This is a genomic window from Virgibacillus sp. FSP13 (assembly GCF_054048505.1).
In genome coordinates, this window is the sequence record NZ_JBSVKG010000009.1 from 49,454 (window position 1) to 66,957 (window position 17,504).

Genomic DNA, 17,504 nt, shown 5'->3' on the forward strand with positions numbered 1-17,504 from the left:
TAGCAAATTATATAGCTGGACAGAGGAGGCAGTCGTGTGTCAAAAAAACTAGTACTAATCGATGGGAACAGTATTATTTACCGCGCTTTTTTTGCATTACCATTACTAAATAATGATAAAGGTGTTTATACGAACGCGGTTTATGGATTTACGACGATGTTATTAAAAATTTTAGAAGATGAGAAGCCAACACATATGCTTGTAGCGTTTGATGCTGGGAAAACGACATTTCGTCATCAAACATATAAGGAATATAAAGGCGGTAGACAGAAAACACCCCCGGAATTGTCGGAACAATTTCCGATCTTAAAAGAATTACTCGATGCATTCCATATTTCTCATTATGAACTTGACCAATATGAGGCAGATGATATTATCGGGACATTATCGAAGAAAGGCAACGAGGAAAATTGGGACGTCACGGTGATTTCGGGTGATAAAGATTTATTACAACTCGTTTCCGATAATGTAACCGTAAATTTAACGAAAAAAGGTATTAGTGATGTCGAATCCTATACACCAACATTTATGATGGGAAAAATGGAAGTGACACCAGATCAGATTATTGATCTAAAGGCATTAATGGGGGACAGTTCCGATAACATCCCAGGAGTGCCAGGTGTTGGGCAGAAAACAGCAACAAAGCTAGTGAAACAATATAAGACGTTAGAAGAAGTGTACAATCATATTGACGAGATTAGTGGTAAAAAATTAAAAGAGAATTTGACCAATCATCAAGAAGAAGCCTTCATGAGTAAGGAGCTTGTTACGATTAATCGTGATTCACCGATTGAGGTAACGGTGAATGACATTGTTTATGAGGGCTACGAACAGAACAAAGTCAGTGCTATGTTTAAGGATTTAGGATTTCAGTCTTTATTAAATAGACTGACAGGTGAAGCGGATGAAGAAACCGAACAAGCTATAGAATTGACTGCTATTAATTATACGATAGTTGATGAAGTAACACCTGATAGTTTTACAGGCGAAGAAGCGATCGTTGTGGAAATGCTTAGTGACAACTACCATCAGGCGCCAGTTGAAGGGATCGGAATCGTTAATGATAAGCAAGCATATTTTGTTCCAACAGAAGTTGCAGCACAATCAGAAGCATTTAAACAATGGGCAGAAGATCCAGCACAGAAAAAATATGTATTTGATGCAAAGAAAACATTAGTAGCGTTATTGAATCTTGATATACAAATAAAGGGTATTACATTTGATATGCTGCTTGCATCTTACTTATTAAACCCAGCGGAAAACCATCATGATATTCCAGCGATTGGACATCGAATGGGGAATCAATCGATTTTATTTGATGAAGAGGTATACGGGAAAGGTGCCAAACTAAAAGTACCTGAGCAAGAAAAGCTCGCAGACCATGTTGTTCGAAAAACTAACCTTTTATTTGCGATAAAAGAGGATATGGAAGAGCAGTTAAAGCATAATGAGCAATATGAATTGTTTAAGGAACTTGAAATGCCACTTGCTATCATCCTTGGAGAAATGGAGTATACTGGTGTTTTAGTAGATGTAAAACGTCTTGAAGATATGGGTGTTGAATTAAAACAACGATTACATGACATCGAAAACAAAGTGTATGAACTTGCAGGTGAAACATTTAATTTAAATTCACCTAAACAGCTCGGACCAATTCTATTTGAAAAGCTTGGACTGCCCGTAATTAAAAAGACGAAAACAGGCTACTCGACCGCTGCAGATGTATTAGAACAATTACGGGACGAGCATGAGATCATTCCTAAACTGTTGTTATATCGACAATTGGGTAAATTACAATCAACTTATGTGGAAGGACTATTGAAAGTTGTCGATAAGGATTCCCATAAAATTCATACACGATTTAATCAAGCTCTAACCCAAACAGGACGATTAAGTTCAATCGACCCTAATTTGCAAAACATCCCAATTCGTTTAGAGGAAGGAAGAAAAATTCGTCAAGCCTTTGTCCCTGTAAAAGAAGATTGGATCATGTTTGCTGCAGATTATTCGCAAATTGAGCTGCGTGTTTTAGCCCACATTGCGAAAGACGAGAAATTGATTGATGCGTTTCAACATAATACGGACATCCATACACAAACTGCGATGGAAGTGTTTCATGCTGGAAAAGACGAAATAACAGCAAATATGCGACGTCATGCGAAAGCCGTAAACTTTGGCATTGTATATGGTATTAGTGACTTCGGCCTTTCACAAAGCCTAGGAATAACTAGGAAAGAGGCTAAACAGTTTATTGAACGCTATTTGGACAGTTATCCAGGCGTTCGGAAATACATGGATGAAATTGTTCAGGATGCAAAACATAAAGGCTATGTGACAACGTTAATGAATCGCAGAAGGTATTTGCCCGATATTACAAGTCGGAACTTCAATAAACGAAGCTTTGCAGAACGAACGGCTATGAATACGCCGATTCAAGGAAGTGCAGCAGATATTATTAAAAAAGCTATGATAGACCTGCACGAAAGGTTAATTGATGAGAAGTTAACAGCAAGAATGCTGCTGCAAGTACATGATGAACTTATTCTTGAAGCACCTAAAGATGAAGTAGAAAAGCTAAAGAATATTGTACCAGCCGTCATGGAACATACCGTTGAACTTGATGTACCGCTGAAAGTAGAGTATGAATATGGAAAAAGCTGGTTTGATGCAAAATAGTAAGGGGAAAAGACGACATGCCAGAATTACCAGAGGTAGAAACAGTTAAAAATACATTAAAACGATTTGTAATGGGGAAAACAATTGAACATGTATCAGTCTTGTGGCCGAATATCGTGAAACAACCTGATGACGTAGAGCAATTTAAACTTATTTTACAGGGTCAGACGATTCACGATATAACTCGGAAGGGGAAGTTTTTATTATTCCAGTTGGATGATTATGTCCTTGTATCTCATCTGCGTATGGAAGGCAAATACAGTGTCCATCAAAAAACAGAACCTATAACAAAACATACACATGTCATCTTTAGTTTTTCAGATGATACAGAGCTGCGTTATAATGACGTTCGTAAATTTGGAACCATGCATGTTTTTCTGAAAGGGGAAGAGTTTGAACAGAAGCCACTTAATCAATTGGGACCAGATCCATTTGATGAGCGTTTCACATTTGACTATTTTTATAACAAATTAAAGAAAACGGATCGTGTTATTAAGTCTGTATTGTTGGACCAAGCAATCGTAGCAGGACTGGGAAATATCTACGTTGATGAAACACTTTTTAAAGCGGGGGTCCATCCGCTAAAAAAGGCGAGTAAATTAAGCAAAAAGGAAGTTTCAGCAATCCAAAAAGCATCGATTGCAACATTGAAAGAAGCAGTTGCTCAAGGTGGCACAACGATTCGATCTTATGTGAATGGACAAGGTGAAATGGGAATGTTTCAACAAGAATTATTTGTATATGGTCAGGAAAACCAAGCATGTAAGAAATGTGGTAAACCGATCGTAAAAATGAAAATCGGTGGCAGGGGAACACACCTTTGTGTGTCATGTCAAAAATAGGAGGGGATGATGAAATGGCGTTGATCATCGGTCTAACTGGTAGTATTGCAAGTGGAAAGAGTACTGTTTCCTTAATGTTTGATGACCATAATATTCCAGTAGTTGATGCAGATAAACTATCTCGAGAAGTTGTATATCCGGGGGAAAAGGCGTATGAGCAGATAGTCGAGACGTTTGGACGCGATGTGTTACGTGATGATAAAACAATTGATCGAGAGAAATTGGGTGCCATTATTTTCGCTGATGAAAGAAAACGTAACATGTTAAATAATATCGTCCATCCCGCAGTCCGAGAAAAGATGCTGCAGAGAAGAGACGGGTTTGTAGAAGCTGGTGCAACTTGTGTTGTTCTTGATATACCATTACTTTTTGAAAGTAAATTAACCCATTTCGTTGATAAAACATTAGTCGTATATGTTGATGAGCATGTTCAGTTGGAACGGTTAATGAATCGTAACCATTATTCTGAAGAAGAAGCAAGGCAACGAATTAAGACTCAAATCCCAGTGTCAAAAAAAGCTGCAATGGCTGATGCGGTGATCAATAACAATGGAACAAAATATCAGTCTTATGAACAATTAGAGAAATTATTAATGGAATGGAATGCGATATAACCAAGAGCCCGGGTCATGTTACCTGGGCTCTTTTAGTATTTCCTGAAAACAAATAAAATTCATCGGCACATTCTTCGTTAAATGTGTTATACTATTTATAACAATTGATAAAAAAGTATAACATATATAGGAGGACTATAAATGAATAAAACACGAATTGCTATTAATGGATTTGGTCGTATCGGGCGGATGGTTTTTCGTCAGGCGATTAAGGATAACCAATTAGATGTTGTTGCGATCAATGCAAATTATCCTCCAGAAACACTTGCTCATTTAATTAAGTATGACAGTGTTCACGGAATTTTTGACAGGGAAGTGAAAGCGCTTCATAATACGCTTGAAGTCGATGGAAAAGAAATATTACTTGTTAATTCTCGTGAACCAGAAAAACTTCCATGGAATGATTTTGCCATTGACATCGTAGTTGAAGCAACTGGTAAATTTAATTCCAAACAGGGCGCAGGACTGCATTTACAGGCAGGCGCTAAAAAGGTAGTTATCACTGCCCCTGGTAAACAGGTAGATAAAACGATCGTAATGGGTGTTAATCAAGACACCTATAACCCAGCGGAGGATCACATTATTTCCAATGCATCCTGCACAACAAATTGTCTCGCACCTGTTGTAAAAGTATTAGATGATAATTTTGGTATTAAGAATGGTTTAATGACGACGGTTCACGCGTTTACCAACGATCAAAAGAACATTGACAATCCACATAAGGATTTACGCAGGGCAAGAGGATGCACACAATCGATTATACCAACATCAACAGGGGCAGCGAAGGCTTTAGGTGAAGTATTACCACATTTAGATGGGAAATTACATGGAATGGCATTACGTGTGCCTACACCCGATGTTTCATTAGTCGATTTGGTTGTAGATGTAAAACGATCAGTAACAATTGAAGATGTGAATCATGTGTTTAAACAGGTAGCTGAAAATGAACTTAAAGGAATTATAAAATATAGCGAAGAACCACTTGTTTCAATTGATTACACAACAACAGATTATTCTGCGATTATTGATGGGCTAACTACAATGGTAATGGAAGATAATAAGGTAAAAGTATTAGCCTGGTATGACAACGAGTGGGGGTATTCACATCGGGTGATCGATTTAACAAAATTTGTTGGCAGCTGTTTGCAACAAGAACAGGTAAAAATCTCTTAATTATTTAGTGATTTAAGTGCAAAGGAAAATCAGTCAGAGCACTGATTTTCCTTTATTTGTGGTCACAGTCTCCATTGCAAAAACCTCTAAAAAAGTTTATACTTCATCATAAGCTTCTATGAAATTATGAAATGTTAAACATTTGCTTAAGGATTAGGACTTTTTTGGACTAGGCTGTTTTTTAAATGATTGTTTTTTTACACAATAGATAAAAAATGCGACGTAACTTTAGCGTGACTTTCACCCCTTCTATATAAGATGAGTGCTAATCCAGCGCTGCAGAAAAATACTCGCTTTCCATGGGGAACGCTTCAGCCTCCTCGGATGAAAACCACTTCCTGCGGGTTCAAGCACATAGGCTACATTTGAGTGCGAGAAAGCGTCACAAAAAAGAATTGTCGCTACGTCGCATTTTAGTTCAACTATGTAATTAAGAGGCAACAAACATTACGAAAAGAGCCTTGGACTATCTCCCCCCTGGCAGGATGTTTATAACATATAGGAGTTTTTTAACCATATATGTTTTAAGGGGGAAATAAATTATGGATACAATTGGTAGGCATGTAATTACTGAATTATGGGAATGCAATATCGATATTTTAAATGATATGGATCTTCTAGAACGAATTTTTGTTGATGCAGCATTAAAAGCAGGGGCAGAGGTTCGCGAAGTTGCTTTTCATAAATTTGCGCCTCATGGTGTGAGTGGGGTTGTAATTATCTCCGAGTCACACTTAACCATTCATAGTTTTCCAGAACATGGTTATGCTAGTATTGACGTATATACATGTGGTAACATGATTGACCCATATGTTGCAGTACGTCATATTGTGAAATTATTAGAAGCTGAGACATATGAAAAGGTAGAAATTTCACGTGGAATGAGTCCTGTTAAAATAAATCAATTTCAAACGTTATAATAGAGTTTTGTAAACTAGGGTTGATCACTTCACATGTGTGATCGACCCTATTTATGTTATAAGTTATATTAGTCGATTAATAAAAAACATGTTAAAATGAAATGAAATGCAATTGTTTTTTAAAGACGTACATGATCTTTTAAATGGGGTGTAATGATGTCATTCGGGCAAAAGTTAGCCAAATATTTTAACAATCATGCAGAAACAAGTGAAAATCATTGGGATTCATTATTACAAACCCATTATTATAAAACGACAAAAGATAAAGGGTTGGATATGGTTGAACAGTTTTTTATGCAATCTGATACTTTTAAAATTAACGCAATCTCGAAAGAACATGGAGAATTAAGTGTATCAGTGGTAAAAGGGAAAAAAGCGTTTATTGTTGTGACGATTATTATGGTTAGACCTTATCAGACTGCTATTGATTTCTCCGTTACAACAGAGTCTTTATTACCTTTTGATTTTGCGTACAGTTCGAGAATAATTCAACGATTATATAAAGAGTTTAATGAAATATTTCCATTAGTTGAATAGATTATGAGAAAAGGTCTATCGAAATGAGGTTGAACTAAATGCGGTGTTCAAATTGCCAAAATAAAAGTACCAAGGTTTTAGATTCACGACCAATTGAGGAAGGGCAATCTATTCGCAGGCGAAGAGAATGCGAACAATGTGGATTTCGTTTTACGACATTTGAACGAATCGAAGAAGTTCCATTAATTGTTGTGAAAAAGGATGGAGCAAGGCAAGAATTCAGTAGGGAAAAGCTAATTCGTGGATTAATCAAGGCTTGCGAAAAGCGACCGGTACCACTTGAGAGAATCGAAGGAATTGCCATTGATGTAGAAAGAGAATTGCGTCATTCGGGAGTTTCTGAAATTCTTAGCAATGATATTGGGGAAATGGTAATGGACCGGCTTTCAAAAGTTGACGAAGTAGCATATGTGCGCTTTGCTTCTGTCTATCGTCAATTCAAAGATATAAGTGTTTTCTTAGACGAACTAAAGGATTTAATCAAGACAGACAAATAGAAAACCGATTTGTCTGTTTATAGAGGTGAGAGGATTTGAGTTTTATTGGAAAGATTTTGCCTATTGAAGGGTATATTGTTTTGCAAAAAGGGAATTTGCCAGAGGGGTATGCAAAATCATTAACCCACTTATATCAACCTCTGATTGGGATAACTGCTGTAATGCTGTACCAGACACTTCTGCATGAAATAGAGTTGCAACAAGATCATGAACCACAAACCCATCATACATTAATGAATTATTTAGACTTACCGTTAGACGATATTTATCGTGCAAGACGAAAATTAGAAGGTATTGGCCTTTTGAAAACATATAAGCATCAGACAGACGAAAATGATTATTATACGTATGAACTTTTACAACCATTTTCACCAAGTGATTTTTTCAAAGATCCCATGCTTACTCAGCTATTGTATCATCACCTTGGAGAAGATAAGTATCATGTATTAAGAGGTCACTATTTCAACCAGCCGGCAATACAAAACGGCAAAAACATAACTGCTTCATTCAATGATGTCTTTCAAACATTTCAACCAAACCTTCAGCCTGTTGACCACATAAAGTCCGAAGCATCTTTTAATGAGGATGAAGTACAAATCGATTTTACTTGGATGAAGCAAATGCTCAAGCAGCGCATGATTCCAGAGAAATATATCTTAACGGCTGTCAACCGAAAATTGATATCACAAATGATGGTGCTGTATGATTTAGCAGAGCATGAAATAGAAAAAGCTGTAATGTGGGCATTAACAGATGAAAATCAGTTAGATGTTGACGAATTTAAGGGTGCATGTCACGATTTGTTTAAAACAAAACATAATCAAGCTACAGTAAAATTGACGGATAAATTAGATCAACCGACAGAAAATCGAGCAAAAAGTAAACCGGCTACAAAGGAAGAACAACTAGTTCATGAACTAGAGACAATGTCACCAAAGCAATTACTTGAGGATTTGTCGAGTGGAAATCATGCTTCAGCACAAGATTTAAAGATAATTAGTGAAATCATGACGACACAAGGGTTGCCATCACCAGTCATGAATGTGCTTATTCATTATGTTTTACTTCAATCGAATATGAAATTGTCAAAAGCATACTTAGAAAAGATTGCTAGTCATTGGTCAAGGGCAAATTTAAGAACGGCAAAAGAAGCGATGGCATTTGCCAAGAAAGAGAAAAATAAATATCAAACAGGATACACCAAAAAACAAAATTATCGAAAACCTGTTTCAAATGAGGTTGTGCCTGATTGGTTTAAAGAGCGAGAAAAAAAGCAAGCAAAACCAATACAGCAAAAAGGGAATATGGACCAGGTCAATGATGAAAAAGAGAAAGAAGAAATTTTAGCACTTCTACGCAAACATTCAAACAGCAACAAAAATAATCATTTGCAAGGATGATGTTAGTGGAACCGATCCAATCAAGTTTAAAAAAATGGATGCAGAATAACCAAAATTTTCAAGAGAACTATTCCAAAATTAAGCAGGAGGTTCTTGAAGATTCAGAAATCAAGGAATTTATTGCACTAAATCCCCAATTAACAACGAAAGAAATTAATAAGAATCTGATGAAATTGTATGAAAGTAAAACACAATCCAAGCAATGCGACAGATGTCCATCTTTTGATAAATGTATTAATATGATTAAAGGGTATTCCCCGATTTTGGCAGTGGAAAATAATGAGATACATCTATCATATGAAAAATGCCATAGACTTGTAGCACATGAAAAACAAAAAGATCAGCAAAACCTGATCCAAAGCCTATACATGCCGAAAGAAATTCTTAATGCTGAATATGAAAATATTGAGTTTGATTTTGCCAGAAAAGACGCAATCCGTGAAACAAGTAATTTTTTGGATCAAGTACACGTGGGAATACCTGCAAAAGGGATCTATTTTTCCGGACCATTTGGTGTTGGAAAAACGTATTTCCTTGGAGCGATAGCAAATAAGTTAAAGGAAGCAAACATCTCATCTATGCTCATTTATATGCCGGAATTTGTTCGAGAAATGAAAGGCTCAATTAAAGATGACTCTATCAATAAGAAAATAGATTATTTCAAAAAAACGGATGTTCTAATGCTTGATGACATTGGAGCTGAAACACAGTCTGCCTGGTTCCGGGATGAGATTTTGGGTTCCATTTTACAGTACCGGATGATGGAACGGTTACCTGTCTTCTTTACGTCTAATTACAGTATAGAGCAATTAGGTGATCAATTGGCGATATCTAATCGTGGAGGTGTAGAAAAAGTGAAAGCCGGCAGAATTATTGAACGCATCAAGCAAGTAAGTAAGGAAGTTTCCATGTTTGGGGAGAATCGACGTGATTAACTGCAAAGGCTAACAAGGAATGGTACGACCGTTCTAGTTAGCTTTTTTTATGGTCACTTTTGCTATTGTTACTAGTTTATCTGGATCATACATTTTTTTATGTGTTTGTCCATATAATGTAACAGTTTGGTTTTGGGTGAGGGTGATGTTGTTGCTGGAAGTTTATTTTGGTTCTGACAAAGAAGTAATCAGTTTTTGCGAGCATTTATTTCGTTATAACAAACAAATTGAGTTGCATTGGAAAACAGATAAAGATTGGGGGAATCAGTTACAACTGGAATATTTACCAAGCAATGAATCGATAGAAACAATCGCAAAAGCAATGGCTGACGTATTTCTAATTCATCGGTTGCAAGCAATGATAAAACATATTATTGAAGATTATTATTATTATAAAAGTACAGACGAAATCGAGCGCATTATGGAATTAACGCATTGGATTTTTTCTGGTGAAGATGATGATAGTCTACAGGTAAGAAAAAACAAGGATCCAAGTAAATTATTAAACTCCTTATTTATTGCAAATATAAAAAACACGACAACAATCCATTATGATTCGATTGTTAAGTTCCGCTTGAAGGTTTTTAAAGATCAATTAGTACATTATGTAGGCCTTGCAATTGATGAATTTAAACGGGAAGAAGATCATCAAGCATTTGTAAATATGTTGCGTGAATATATCGCAAAGAAAGAATCGGCGCATAATGTTGTCCATGTTTTACAGGGTAGTACATTTTCGTTTTTTAGAGCAAATGGAAAACCATTTTCTCAAATGGAATTGCGCACATTAATGCAGAAAGAGCCCTTATATATTGTTGGGCTTGATGAGAATGAATTAAACTTAGCACCATTGATCGCGATGGCACCACGGAAAATAAAGATATATGGTGACCATCCATCAGAACCGAAAACATTAACTGTAATCAATGTTTTTGAGGAAAAAGTGGATTTTGAGCCATTTAAAAATTTTCCATTCTCTATTCATTCGAAAAAACGATGAAAAAGGGCTTGATTTTCTTTAGTTGAAAGGCTATAATACAATTCATATATTATTTATCATTCAAACAGTAAAGATAAGGACATGATCGTTTGATAATTGTATAAAAAAGAGAATGGAAGTCCAACGGCTGAAAGCTTCCAATATACAACCAAATGATTACCACCTTTGAACTCTGCTATTGAACTGTAGTAAATAGTGGCGTATCATCTGCGTTAAAGATTTATGAAGCCGTAGTAACTACGGGAATTAGGGTGGAACCACGTGACCGACGCTCGTCCCTTTGCAAATATGCAGAGGGATGGGCGTTTTTTAATTCGATAAAAAGGAGCGATAATCATGGCAGCAGAAATGACAATTATTTTTCCAGATGGAGCTGAGAAAAAATTTCCTGTGGGAACAACTGGAGAAGAAATAGCTAGTTCCATTTCTCCAGGATTAAAAAAACAGGCGTTAGCAATTAAGTTAGATGGTAAATTGTATGATTTAAAACGGGAATTATCTCAAGGTGGAACAATGGAGATTATTACGTATAAAAATCAAGAAGGAATTGAAATTGAACGACATTCAGCGGCACATTTGATGGCACAAGCAATTAAACGCTTATATAAGAACGTTAATTTTGGTGTTGGTCCGGTAATTGACGAAGGTTTTTATTATGATATGGACATGGAACATACATTAACGCCCGAAGACCTTCCAAAAATTGAGAAGGAAATGAAACGGATTGTTGAGGAAAATTTGGAAATTGAACGGGTGGAAGTCTCTAGGCAAGAAGCAAAAGACATGTTTCGTGAAATTGGTGATGATCTTAAGCTAGAATTGATAGATGCCATTCCGGAAGACGAACAAGTAACAATCTATAAACAAGGGGAATTTTTTGATCTATGTCGAGGTGTTCATGTCCCATCAACTAGTAAGATTAAAGCATTTAAGCTATTAAGCATTTCTGGGGCTTATTGGCGTGGGGATAGCAACAATCAGCAACTTCAGCGGATTTACGGTACCGCTTTTGAAAAACAAAGCCAAGTTGATGAGTATTTACGTGTATTAGAAGAAAGAAAAGAGCGTGACCACCGTAAGTTAGGTAAGGAACTCGGGATATTTACAGTTTCACAAAAGGTTGGTCAAGGGTTACCACTATGGCTACCGAAAGGCGCAACGATTCGTCGCACGGTTGAACGGTATATCGTTGATCTAGAAGAGCGATTAGGTTACGACCATGTATATACACCAGTACTTGCTAATGTTGATCTTTATAAAACAAGTGGACATTGGGACCATTACCAAGACGATATGTTCCCAGTAATGGAAATGGATAACGAGGAATTAGTGCTACGTCCAATGAATTGTCCGCATCATATGATGGTATTTAAAAATCAATTGTGGAGTTATCGTAATTTACCGGTTCGGATTGCAGAGCTGGGTACGATGCATCGTTATGAAATGTCAGGTGCTTTAGCAGGTTTGCAGCGAGTTCGTGCCATGACATTAAATGATGCCCATATTTTTGCTCGGCCTGATCAGTTAAAGGACGAATTTATTCGGGTAGTGGAACTTGTTCAAAAGGTATATGAGGACTTTGGTATTGAAGACTATTACTTCCGCCTGTCTTACCGTGATCCTGAAGATAAAGAGAAATATATTGATAATGATGAGATGTGGGAAAAAGCACAATCCATGCTAAAAGAAACAATGGAAGAAATGAATGTGGACTACGTTGAAGCTGTTGGAGAAGCAGCATTTTATGGTCCGAAGCTTGATGTACAGGTAAAAACGGCTATTGGTAAAGATGAAACATTATCAACTGTTCAGATTGACTACCAATTACCAGAACGCTTTGATCTGACATATATCGGAGAAGATGGAAAAGAGCATCGACCAGTCGTTATCCATCGTGGAGTTGTTTCAACAATGGAACGATTTGTTGCCTTTTTACTAGAGGAATACAAAGGCGCATTTCCAACATGGCTAGCACCAGTACAAGCAAAAGTTATTCCGGTATCCCCACAAGCACACTTAGATTATGCAAAAAAAGTTGTCGATAAACTAAAATATAGTGGGGTACGAGTCGAAGCGGATGAGCGTGACGAAAAGATTGGCTACAAAATTCGTGAAGCTCAAACACAGAAAATCCCATTTGCTTTAGTTGTAGGTGATGATGAAGTAAATAACAATGCCGTTAACGTAAGAAGATATGGTGAAAAAAAATCCGAAACAATGTCATATGATGAGTTTGAACAATTGATTAGAACAGAAATTGCAGAGAAAACATTGCACAATAAATAAACATAAAATCCCAAACGTATTTTGAATACGTTTGGGATTTGTTTTGAATGAATGGTGGACTGAATTTTTTGAATATGGTATATTTCCCTCAAATCATTTTCTGTATTGGGAAATGAAAAATTATGGAGGTGCATATTGTGGGAACTATTCTTAACAAACACACCGCAGATACACCAGAATTGAAGTCAAAGGCCGAGGAACTTGCAGTGAAAAATGCAAATGTGATTTTGGATGTTCTTAGGGGAATGGTGGAGTTTGATCGATATGGTCAACATTTTTGGATTGGTGAGAATAGGGAAGCGATAGAGGCATGGAATAAGGCATTTGAAATTCTACAACAAGTAAAACAGCAACTTGTAAATTTGCAGAAAGAGGAATATGATTTTATGCAAACGCAAGTGATTGCATCTAAAGTTTTGGCAGCAAAAGAATTGGGATTAATGACCCCTGGTACTGAAACAAGTGTAGAATCAATCTTTGGTCAAGGGTTCGTTTATATGCAACGTATGATTCAGCTATTGGAGCATTTGTGTCAAATGCAGTATGCCGGAGAGCAAGCTTTAGCAAAAGGGGACTTAAAAATAGTATATAATGCAGTCTCAACTACATCAAGACGATTAACCAAAGTTGCCCTTGAGATGTATGATACACTATTGGAGCAATCAAAATTTACACACGAGGTGTCTGACGCTACATCAAATATTCTTCCTGATAAGGTTATTAATGTTAAACCACTTTTACAGGAGGCGTAATAATTTAAGGGAAGGGGGGATACCCTTCGCTTTCTTTTGATTTGAATTGGGGATTTTAATATGTCGCTTCTTAGGGTGAGTAATTTTAATAATGAATAGAATAATAAAGACTTTTATTGGAAACTATAGTTGGGTTTTTAAAGGGTCGTTTGCACGTGTTTCGTGGGGGATGATAGCCTCGAATATGGCTGTCTGGCTCTCCGAATTCACCGTGATATGGTGGGCAGTAAATGAGATGAATTCTTCTTTGCATGCGGGTTTCATTGTTGCATCAGGAGGAATTATTACGGTATTGCTATCACCATGGACTGGGTGGATTGCTGACAGGTTCCATAGGGGGAAAATTGTAGCATGCTGTGATTTTTGTTTATTGGTTCCATTTTTGCTTTTGGTGGGTTTGGTTCATTTTGATATGCTTGCTATTTGGCATATGTATATGATACATCCATTAATATCGTTAATTAAATCGCCTATCAGACCTTCAAGTCAGTCGTTGATACCCGAAGTAGTTAAGAAAGAACATTTGGAAAAGGCTGTTGCATTTCAAAATACTGCTGCTGAGGCCTCGCTTGTTTTAGGTCCAGCTTTAGCTGGGGTAATCATTGGTTTTGGATCGTTTGAAATGGCTTGGGTAACCTGTGTTTTATTAGTTGGACTCTCGTCTTTATTCGAACTGCGTATCCAAGATCCGCGTGGTTCACAGATCGATGTTAAATGGAACAAAAAACAGGTATCAACCGGATTTATACAATTATTCAAACGTCCAGCACTAAGGCTATTTGCTATTTCAACTGCTGTTTCACAAATGATTTTCACTGGTTTTCCACTATACCTTGTTGTTTGGGCAGCAAATGTATTACATGTTAATTCGGAAATCGCAGGTACATTCCAATCATTTTTTTCCTTAGGCGTTGTTGCCATATCGTTCGTCCTCGTTTTTGGGGCGAAACAGAGGCATGTCAAGATTGTAGCACCAATGACCGATATATTAACAGGGATTTTTATATTATCTTTGGTATTTATTGTGAAAATCCCTGTGGCTTATGCCGTGTTACTTATGATTGGACTAATGGCAGGTGCTAGTAATGTTTATTATTCCGGTTTTTTGCAACGTATCACTGAAGGACCAGAACGGGGACGTTTGCTCGCAGCTTTTTTTGCCATTAATGCAGGTTTAACACCATTGGGTAATGCTTTTGCAGGTGCGTTAAGTGGTTACTTGGAACCTTTATGGCTGTTTGTAATTGTTGCTATACCCATGCCCTTAATTGCTTTCTTTAATTGGAAGGCAATACGAATAGCTGAAAGTGTTAAGACAGATAGTCAAGAATTAACTTCCTCAGGTTAAGGAACAATCAAGTAATTTGTAATAACTAGGATTATTGTTCATCTTGTCTTCTTTTTAAAATATGTTATAATAATCTATAGGCTAAGTGTAACTTTTAAATGTTGACATCTATCATACTAGATGTTATTCTATAAAAGTTGAATAAAAACTTAATGATCTGAGACAAGTAGGAGCACCCGCTTCTCACCTGCTCGACGCATATGTTGCTGTTGACTGGTTCCGAATTTCTTTGAATAGATAAATGGAGAACGTGTGGGTGCATCATTGTACCGGCACTTTTTTAATGTAAACAGAAACTTGTCAATGATTATCAGCTTTAAAAATATGATGGAGGTGGCTGGCTATTAGCAAAGATATGAACGTTAATGAAAAAATTCGTGCTAGAGAGGTACGCTTAATTGACGCAAATGGTGATCAGCTTGGAGTGAAATCACGTAATGAAGCATTGGATATTGCTTCAACTAGAAACTTAGATTTGGTTCTAGTAGCTCCAAATGCAAAACCACCAGTATGTCGAATCATGGATTATGGTAAATACCGCTATGAGCAACAGAAAAAAGAAAAAGAAGCACGTAAGAAACAAAAAGTCATTAATGTGAAAGAAGTACGCTTTACACCTGGAATTGGTGATCATGATTTTAATACAAAATTAAAGAACGCTAGAAAATTCCTTGAAAAAGGCGACAAAGTAAAAGCATCGGTTCGCTTTCGCGGTCGTGCAATTACCCATAAGGAGCTTGGCCAGGAAGTTTTAGACCGCTTAGCTGAGGAAGTGAAAGATATTTCCACAATTGAGTCTAAAGCGAAAATGGAAGGTCGTAATATGTTTATGATGCTCGCTCCAGTTAACGAAAAATAATTCTAGGAGGAAAACTACATGCCTAAAATGAAAACCCATAAAGGTTCACAAAAACGTTTTAAACGAACTGGTTCAGGAAAGTTGAAACGTTCACACGCTTATACAAGTCACATGTTTGCACATAAATCACAAAAACAAAAACGTAAATTACGTAAATCTGCACTTGTATCTTCAAGTGACTACAAACGTATTAAATCAATGCTTCCTTATAAATAAGAGAGGCACAAACGAAAATTAAACTAAATTTGAGATACAATTGATTTGTATTAGGAGGGTAAACATATGCCACGTGTAAAAGGTGGAACAGTTACGCGCAGACGTCGTAAACGCGTATTAAAACTAGCAAAAGGTTATTATGGTTCAAAAAGGACACTATTTAAAACAGCAAAACAACAAGTAATGAAATCGGGTCAGTATGCATATCGTGACCGTAAACAAAAGAAACGCGAATTCCGTAAACTTTGGATCGCACGAATTAATGCTGCTGCACGCATGAATGATATTTCTTACAGCAAATTAATGCACGGATTAAAAGTTGCTGGCATTGAAGTAAACCGTAAAATGCTTTCTGATCTTGCAATTAATGATGAACAGGCATTTACGCAGTTAGCAGATAAAGCAAAAGCAGCACTTAAGTAGTAAATGATAGAAAATGACCAAGCTCTTGTAGAGTTTGGTCATTTTTACATATGAGAGGGAAAACCAATGGAAAAAATTAATTTATACTTTGTTTACTTGTTCATGATAAATGTTTTTGGTTTTGGATTAATGGGTTTAGATAAGCGTAGGGCAAGAAAACACCAATGGCGGATCTCTGAAAAAATGTTGTGGATGACGATCATTATTGGTGGATCTGTCGGCTCCTATTTTGGAATGAAACTATTCCATCATAAAACAAAGCATCTCTCTTTTAAATTTGGTGTCCCGATTTTTGTCGTTCTTCATGTTGCATTAGCTATTTTTCTATCTGTGTCATAAAGGCTCGTCTCCTGTCATATACATGTACTAATCGTTATGGAAAAAGAATGCCATATGCTTGGTTGTAAAGGAGGCAGGTTATGGAACTTCTTGGCAATTATCTCATGACGATTATCGGCACAGGTGGACTGTTTGCCCCCATTTTGTTCATTAGCTTTCATTTATTACGTCCATTATTTTTTCTTCCTGTTGTATTTATCTGTGTTTCTGGGGGCGTTTTATTCGGAGCTGTAGCTGGTACCTTATATTCGCTCATTGGGATTACCTTATCAAGCGTCATTTTCTATGGAATCATTCGTCGGATGCCTAAAACATTTAACAGACTTACGAACATGAAACAGAAAATAATCGGGAGGCATTCAGATTTTACAACTTCACAAATTGCTGTGCTAAGGCTTGTACCATTTATACACTTTCATCTTCTATCACTATGTCTTATTCAAATCACAGAGGGCTTTAAAGATTATGCAAAATCCTCATTACTATCAAATATTCCATTAGCATTTGTTTATACTTCTATCGGTCAATGGATATCAAGTCTATCCCCTTTATATATCTCCATATTTTTAGTTGCGCTATTACCACTTATTTATTTACTAAGAAAAAAGGAAATTATTATTAAGTGGCAGGACTTTTTTCAAGTAAGCACATAAAAAAATGCTCACATCAAGTGAGCATTTTTTTATG

The 17,504-nt window shown here is 36.5% G+C and carries 18 protein-coding genes and 1 other annotated feature; all 18 genes read left to right on the forward strand.

The window, feature by feature from the left end:
- Positions 1-36: 36 nt before the first annotated feature.
- Positions 37-2,676 carry a DNA polymerase I gene (gene polA / locus ACW2QC_RS09970; RefSeq protein ID WP_457543820.1) on the forward strand — a complete coding sequence of 880 codons (2,640 nt, stop codon included), beginning with the start codon at positions 37-39 and terminating at the stop codon, positions 2,674-2,676.
- A 17-nt stretch (positions 2,677-2,693) separates the two neighbouring features.
- A complete protein-coding gene (mutM, locus tag ACW2QC_RS09975; RefSeq protein ID WP_457543821.1) occupies positions 2,694-3,518 on the forward strand; it encodes a DNA-formamidopyrimidine glycosylase in 825 nt (274 codons plus the stop codon).
- A 14-nt stretch (positions 3,519-3,532) separates the two neighbouring features.
- A complete protein-coding gene (gene coaE / locus ACW2QC_RS09980; RefSeq protein WP_457543822.1) occupies positions 3,533-4,132 on the forward strand; it encodes a dephospho-CoA kinase in 600 nt (199 codons plus the stop codon).
- 141 nt (positions 4,133-4,273) lie between these two features.
- Entirely contained in the window at positions 4,274-5,305 is a 1,032-nt protein-coding gene (locus ACW2QC_RS09985) for a glyceraldehyde-3-phosphate dehydrogenase (RefSeq protein WP_457543823.1), read from the forward strand.
- 542 nt (positions 5,306-5,847) lie between these two features.
- On the forward strand, positions 5,848-6,225 hold the full coding sequence (gene speD / locus ACW2QC_RS09990; RefSeq protein ID WP_457543824.1) for an adenosylmethionine decarboxylase: 378 nt from the start codon (positions 5,848-5,850) through the stop codon (positions 6,223-6,225).
- Between the two features lie 153 nt (positions 6,226-6,378).
- Entirely contained in the window at positions 6,379-6,762 is a 384-nt protein-coding gene (locus ACW2QC_RS09995; RefSeq protein WP_457543825.1) for a cytosolic protein, read from the forward strand.
- Positions 6,763-6,800: 38 nt separating this feature from the next.
- Complete coding sequence (gene nrdR / locus ACW2QC_RS10000; RefSeq protein WP_457543826.1) at positions 6,801-7,259, forward strand: transcriptional regulator NrdR; 459 nt, start codon at positions 6,801-6,803, stop codon at positions 7,257-7,259.
- A 35-nt stretch (positions 7,260-7,294) separates the two neighbouring features.
- Positions 7,295-8,659, forward strand: coding sequence for a replication initiation and membrane attachment family protein (locus ACW2QC_RS10005; protein WP_457543827.1), 1,365 nt, complete (start codon positions 7,295-7,297; stop codon positions 8,657-8,659).
- Positions 8,660-8,664: 5 nt separating this feature from the next.
- Positions 8,665-9,594, forward strand: a complete 930-nt coding sequence (gene dnaI / locus ACW2QC_RS10010) for a primosomal protein DnaI (protein WP_457543828.1) — start codon at positions 8,665-8,667, stop codon at positions 9,592-9,594.
- 145 nt (positions 9,595-9,739) lie between these two features.
- A complete protein-coding gene (gene ytxC / locus ACW2QC_RS10015) occupies positions 9,740-10,594 on the forward strand; it encodes a putative sporulation protein YtxC (protein ID WP_457543829.1) in 855 nt (284 codons plus the stop codon).
- 336 nt (positions 10,595-10,930) lie between these two features.
- Positions 10,931-12,880, forward strand: a complete 1,950-nt coding sequence (gene thrS / locus ACW2QC_RS10020) for a threonine--tRNA ligase (protein ID WP_457543830.1) — start codon at positions 10,931-10,933, stop codon at positions 12,878-12,880.
- A 137-nt stretch (positions 12,881-13,017) separates the two neighbouring features.
- Positions 13,018-13,632 carry a hypothetical protein gene (locus tag ACW2QC_RS10025; protein WP_457543831.1) on the forward strand — a complete coding sequence of 205 codons (615 nt, stop codon included), beginning with the start codon at positions 13,018-13,020 and terminating at the stop codon, positions 13,630-13,632.
- 91 nt (positions 13,633-13,723) lie between these two features.
- Complete coding sequence (locus ACW2QC_RS10030) at positions 13,724-14,980, forward strand: MFS transporter (RefSeq protein WP_457543832.1); 1,257 nt, start codon at positions 13,724-13,726, stop codon at positions 14,978-14,980.
- A 158-nt stretch (positions 14,981-15,138) separates the two neighbouring features.
- Positions 15,139-15,268, forward strand: a sequence feature (ribosomal protein L20 leader region).
- A gap of 67 nt (positions 15,269-15,335) precedes the next feature.
- The gene (gene infC / locus ACW2QC_RS10035) at positions 15,336-15,839 is read left to right on the forward strand and encodes a translation initiation factor IF-3 (protein ID WP_106496951.1); all 504 of its coding nucleotides are present in this window, start codon (positions 15,336-15,338) and stop codon (positions 15,837-15,839) included.
- A gap of 18 nt (positions 15,840-15,857) precedes the next feature.
- Entirely contained in the window at positions 15,858-16,055 is a 198-nt protein-coding gene (gene rpmI, locus ACW2QC_RS10040) for a 50S ribosomal protein L35 (RefSeq protein WP_457543833.1), read from the forward strand.
- Positions 16,056-16,121: 66 nt separating this feature from the next.
- Complete coding sequence (gene rplT, locus ACW2QC_RS10045; RefSeq protein WP_457543834.1) at positions 16,122-16,478, forward strand: 50S ribosomal protein L20; 357 nt, start codon at positions 16,122-16,124, stop codon at positions 16,476-16,478.
- A 66-nt stretch (positions 16,479-16,544) separates the two neighbouring features.
- Positions 16,545-16,817, forward strand: coding sequence for a DUF1294 domain-containing protein (locus ACW2QC_RS10050; protein WP_457543835.1), 273 nt, complete (start codon positions 16,545-16,547; stop codon positions 16,815-16,817).
- A gap of 80 nt (positions 16,818-16,897) precedes the next feature.
- A complete protein-coding gene (locus tag ACW2QC_RS10055; RefSeq protein WP_457543836.1) occupies positions 16,898-17,470 on the forward strand; it encodes a TVP38/TMEM64 family protein in 573 nt (190 codons plus the stop codon).
- Positions 17,471-17,504: the final 34 nt, after the last annotated feature.

Bases quoted from the DNA above. Each gene is read 5' to 3' on its own strand.
- mutM (WP_457543821.1), top strand. From the start codon at position 2,694: ATGCCAGAATTACCAGAGGTAGAAACAGTTAAAAATACATTAAAACGA.
- coaE (WP_457543822.1), top strand. From the start codon at position 3,533: ATGGCGTTGATCATCGGTCTAACTGGTAGTATTGCAAGTGGAAAGAGT.
- ACW2QC_RS09985 (WP_457543823.1), top strand. From the start codon at position 4,274: ATGAATAAAACACGAATTGCTATTAATGGATTTGGTCGTATCGGGCGG.
- speD (WP_457543824.1), top strand. From the start codon at position 5,848: ATGGATACAATTGGTAGGCATGTAATTACTGAATTATGGGAATGCAAT.
- ACW2QC_RS09995 (WP_457543825.1), top strand. From the start codon at position 6,379: ATGATGTCATTCGGGCAAAAGTTAGCCAAATATTTTAACAATCATGCA.
- nrdR (WP_457543826.1), top strand. From the start codon at position 6,801: ATGCGGTGTTCAAATTGCCAAAATAAAAGTACCAAGGTTTTAGATTCA.
- ytxC (WP_457543829.1), top strand. From the start codon at position 9,740: ATGTTGTTGCTGGAAGTTTATTTTGGTTCTGACAAAGAAGTAATCAGT.
- thrS (WP_457543830.1), top strand. From the start codon at position 10,931: ATGGCAGCAGAAATGACAATTATTTTTCCAGATGGAGCTGAGAAAAAA.
- ACW2QC_RS10030 (WP_457543832.1), top strand. From the start codon at position 13,724: ATGAATAGAATAATAAAGACTTTTATTGGAAACTATAGTTGGGTTTTT.
- infC (WP_106496951.1), top strand. From the start codon at position 15,336: ATGAACGTTAATGAAAAAATTCGTGCTAGAGAGGTACGCTTAATTGAC.
- rpmI (WP_457543833.1), top strand. From the start codon at position 15,858: ATGCCTAAAATGAAAACCCATAAAGGTTCACAAAAACGTTTTAAACGA.
- rplT (WP_457543834.1), top strand. From the start codon at position 16,122: ATGCCACGTGTAAAAGGTGGAACAGTTACGCGCAGACGTCGTAAACGC.
- ACW2QC_RS10050 (WP_457543835.1), top strand. From the start codon at position 16,545: ATGGAAAAAATTAATTTATACTTTGTTTACTTGTTCATGATAAATGTT.
- ACW2QC_RS10055 (WP_457543836.1), top strand. From the start codon at position 16,898: ATGGAACTTCTTGGCAATTATCTCATGACGATTATCGGCACAGGTGGA.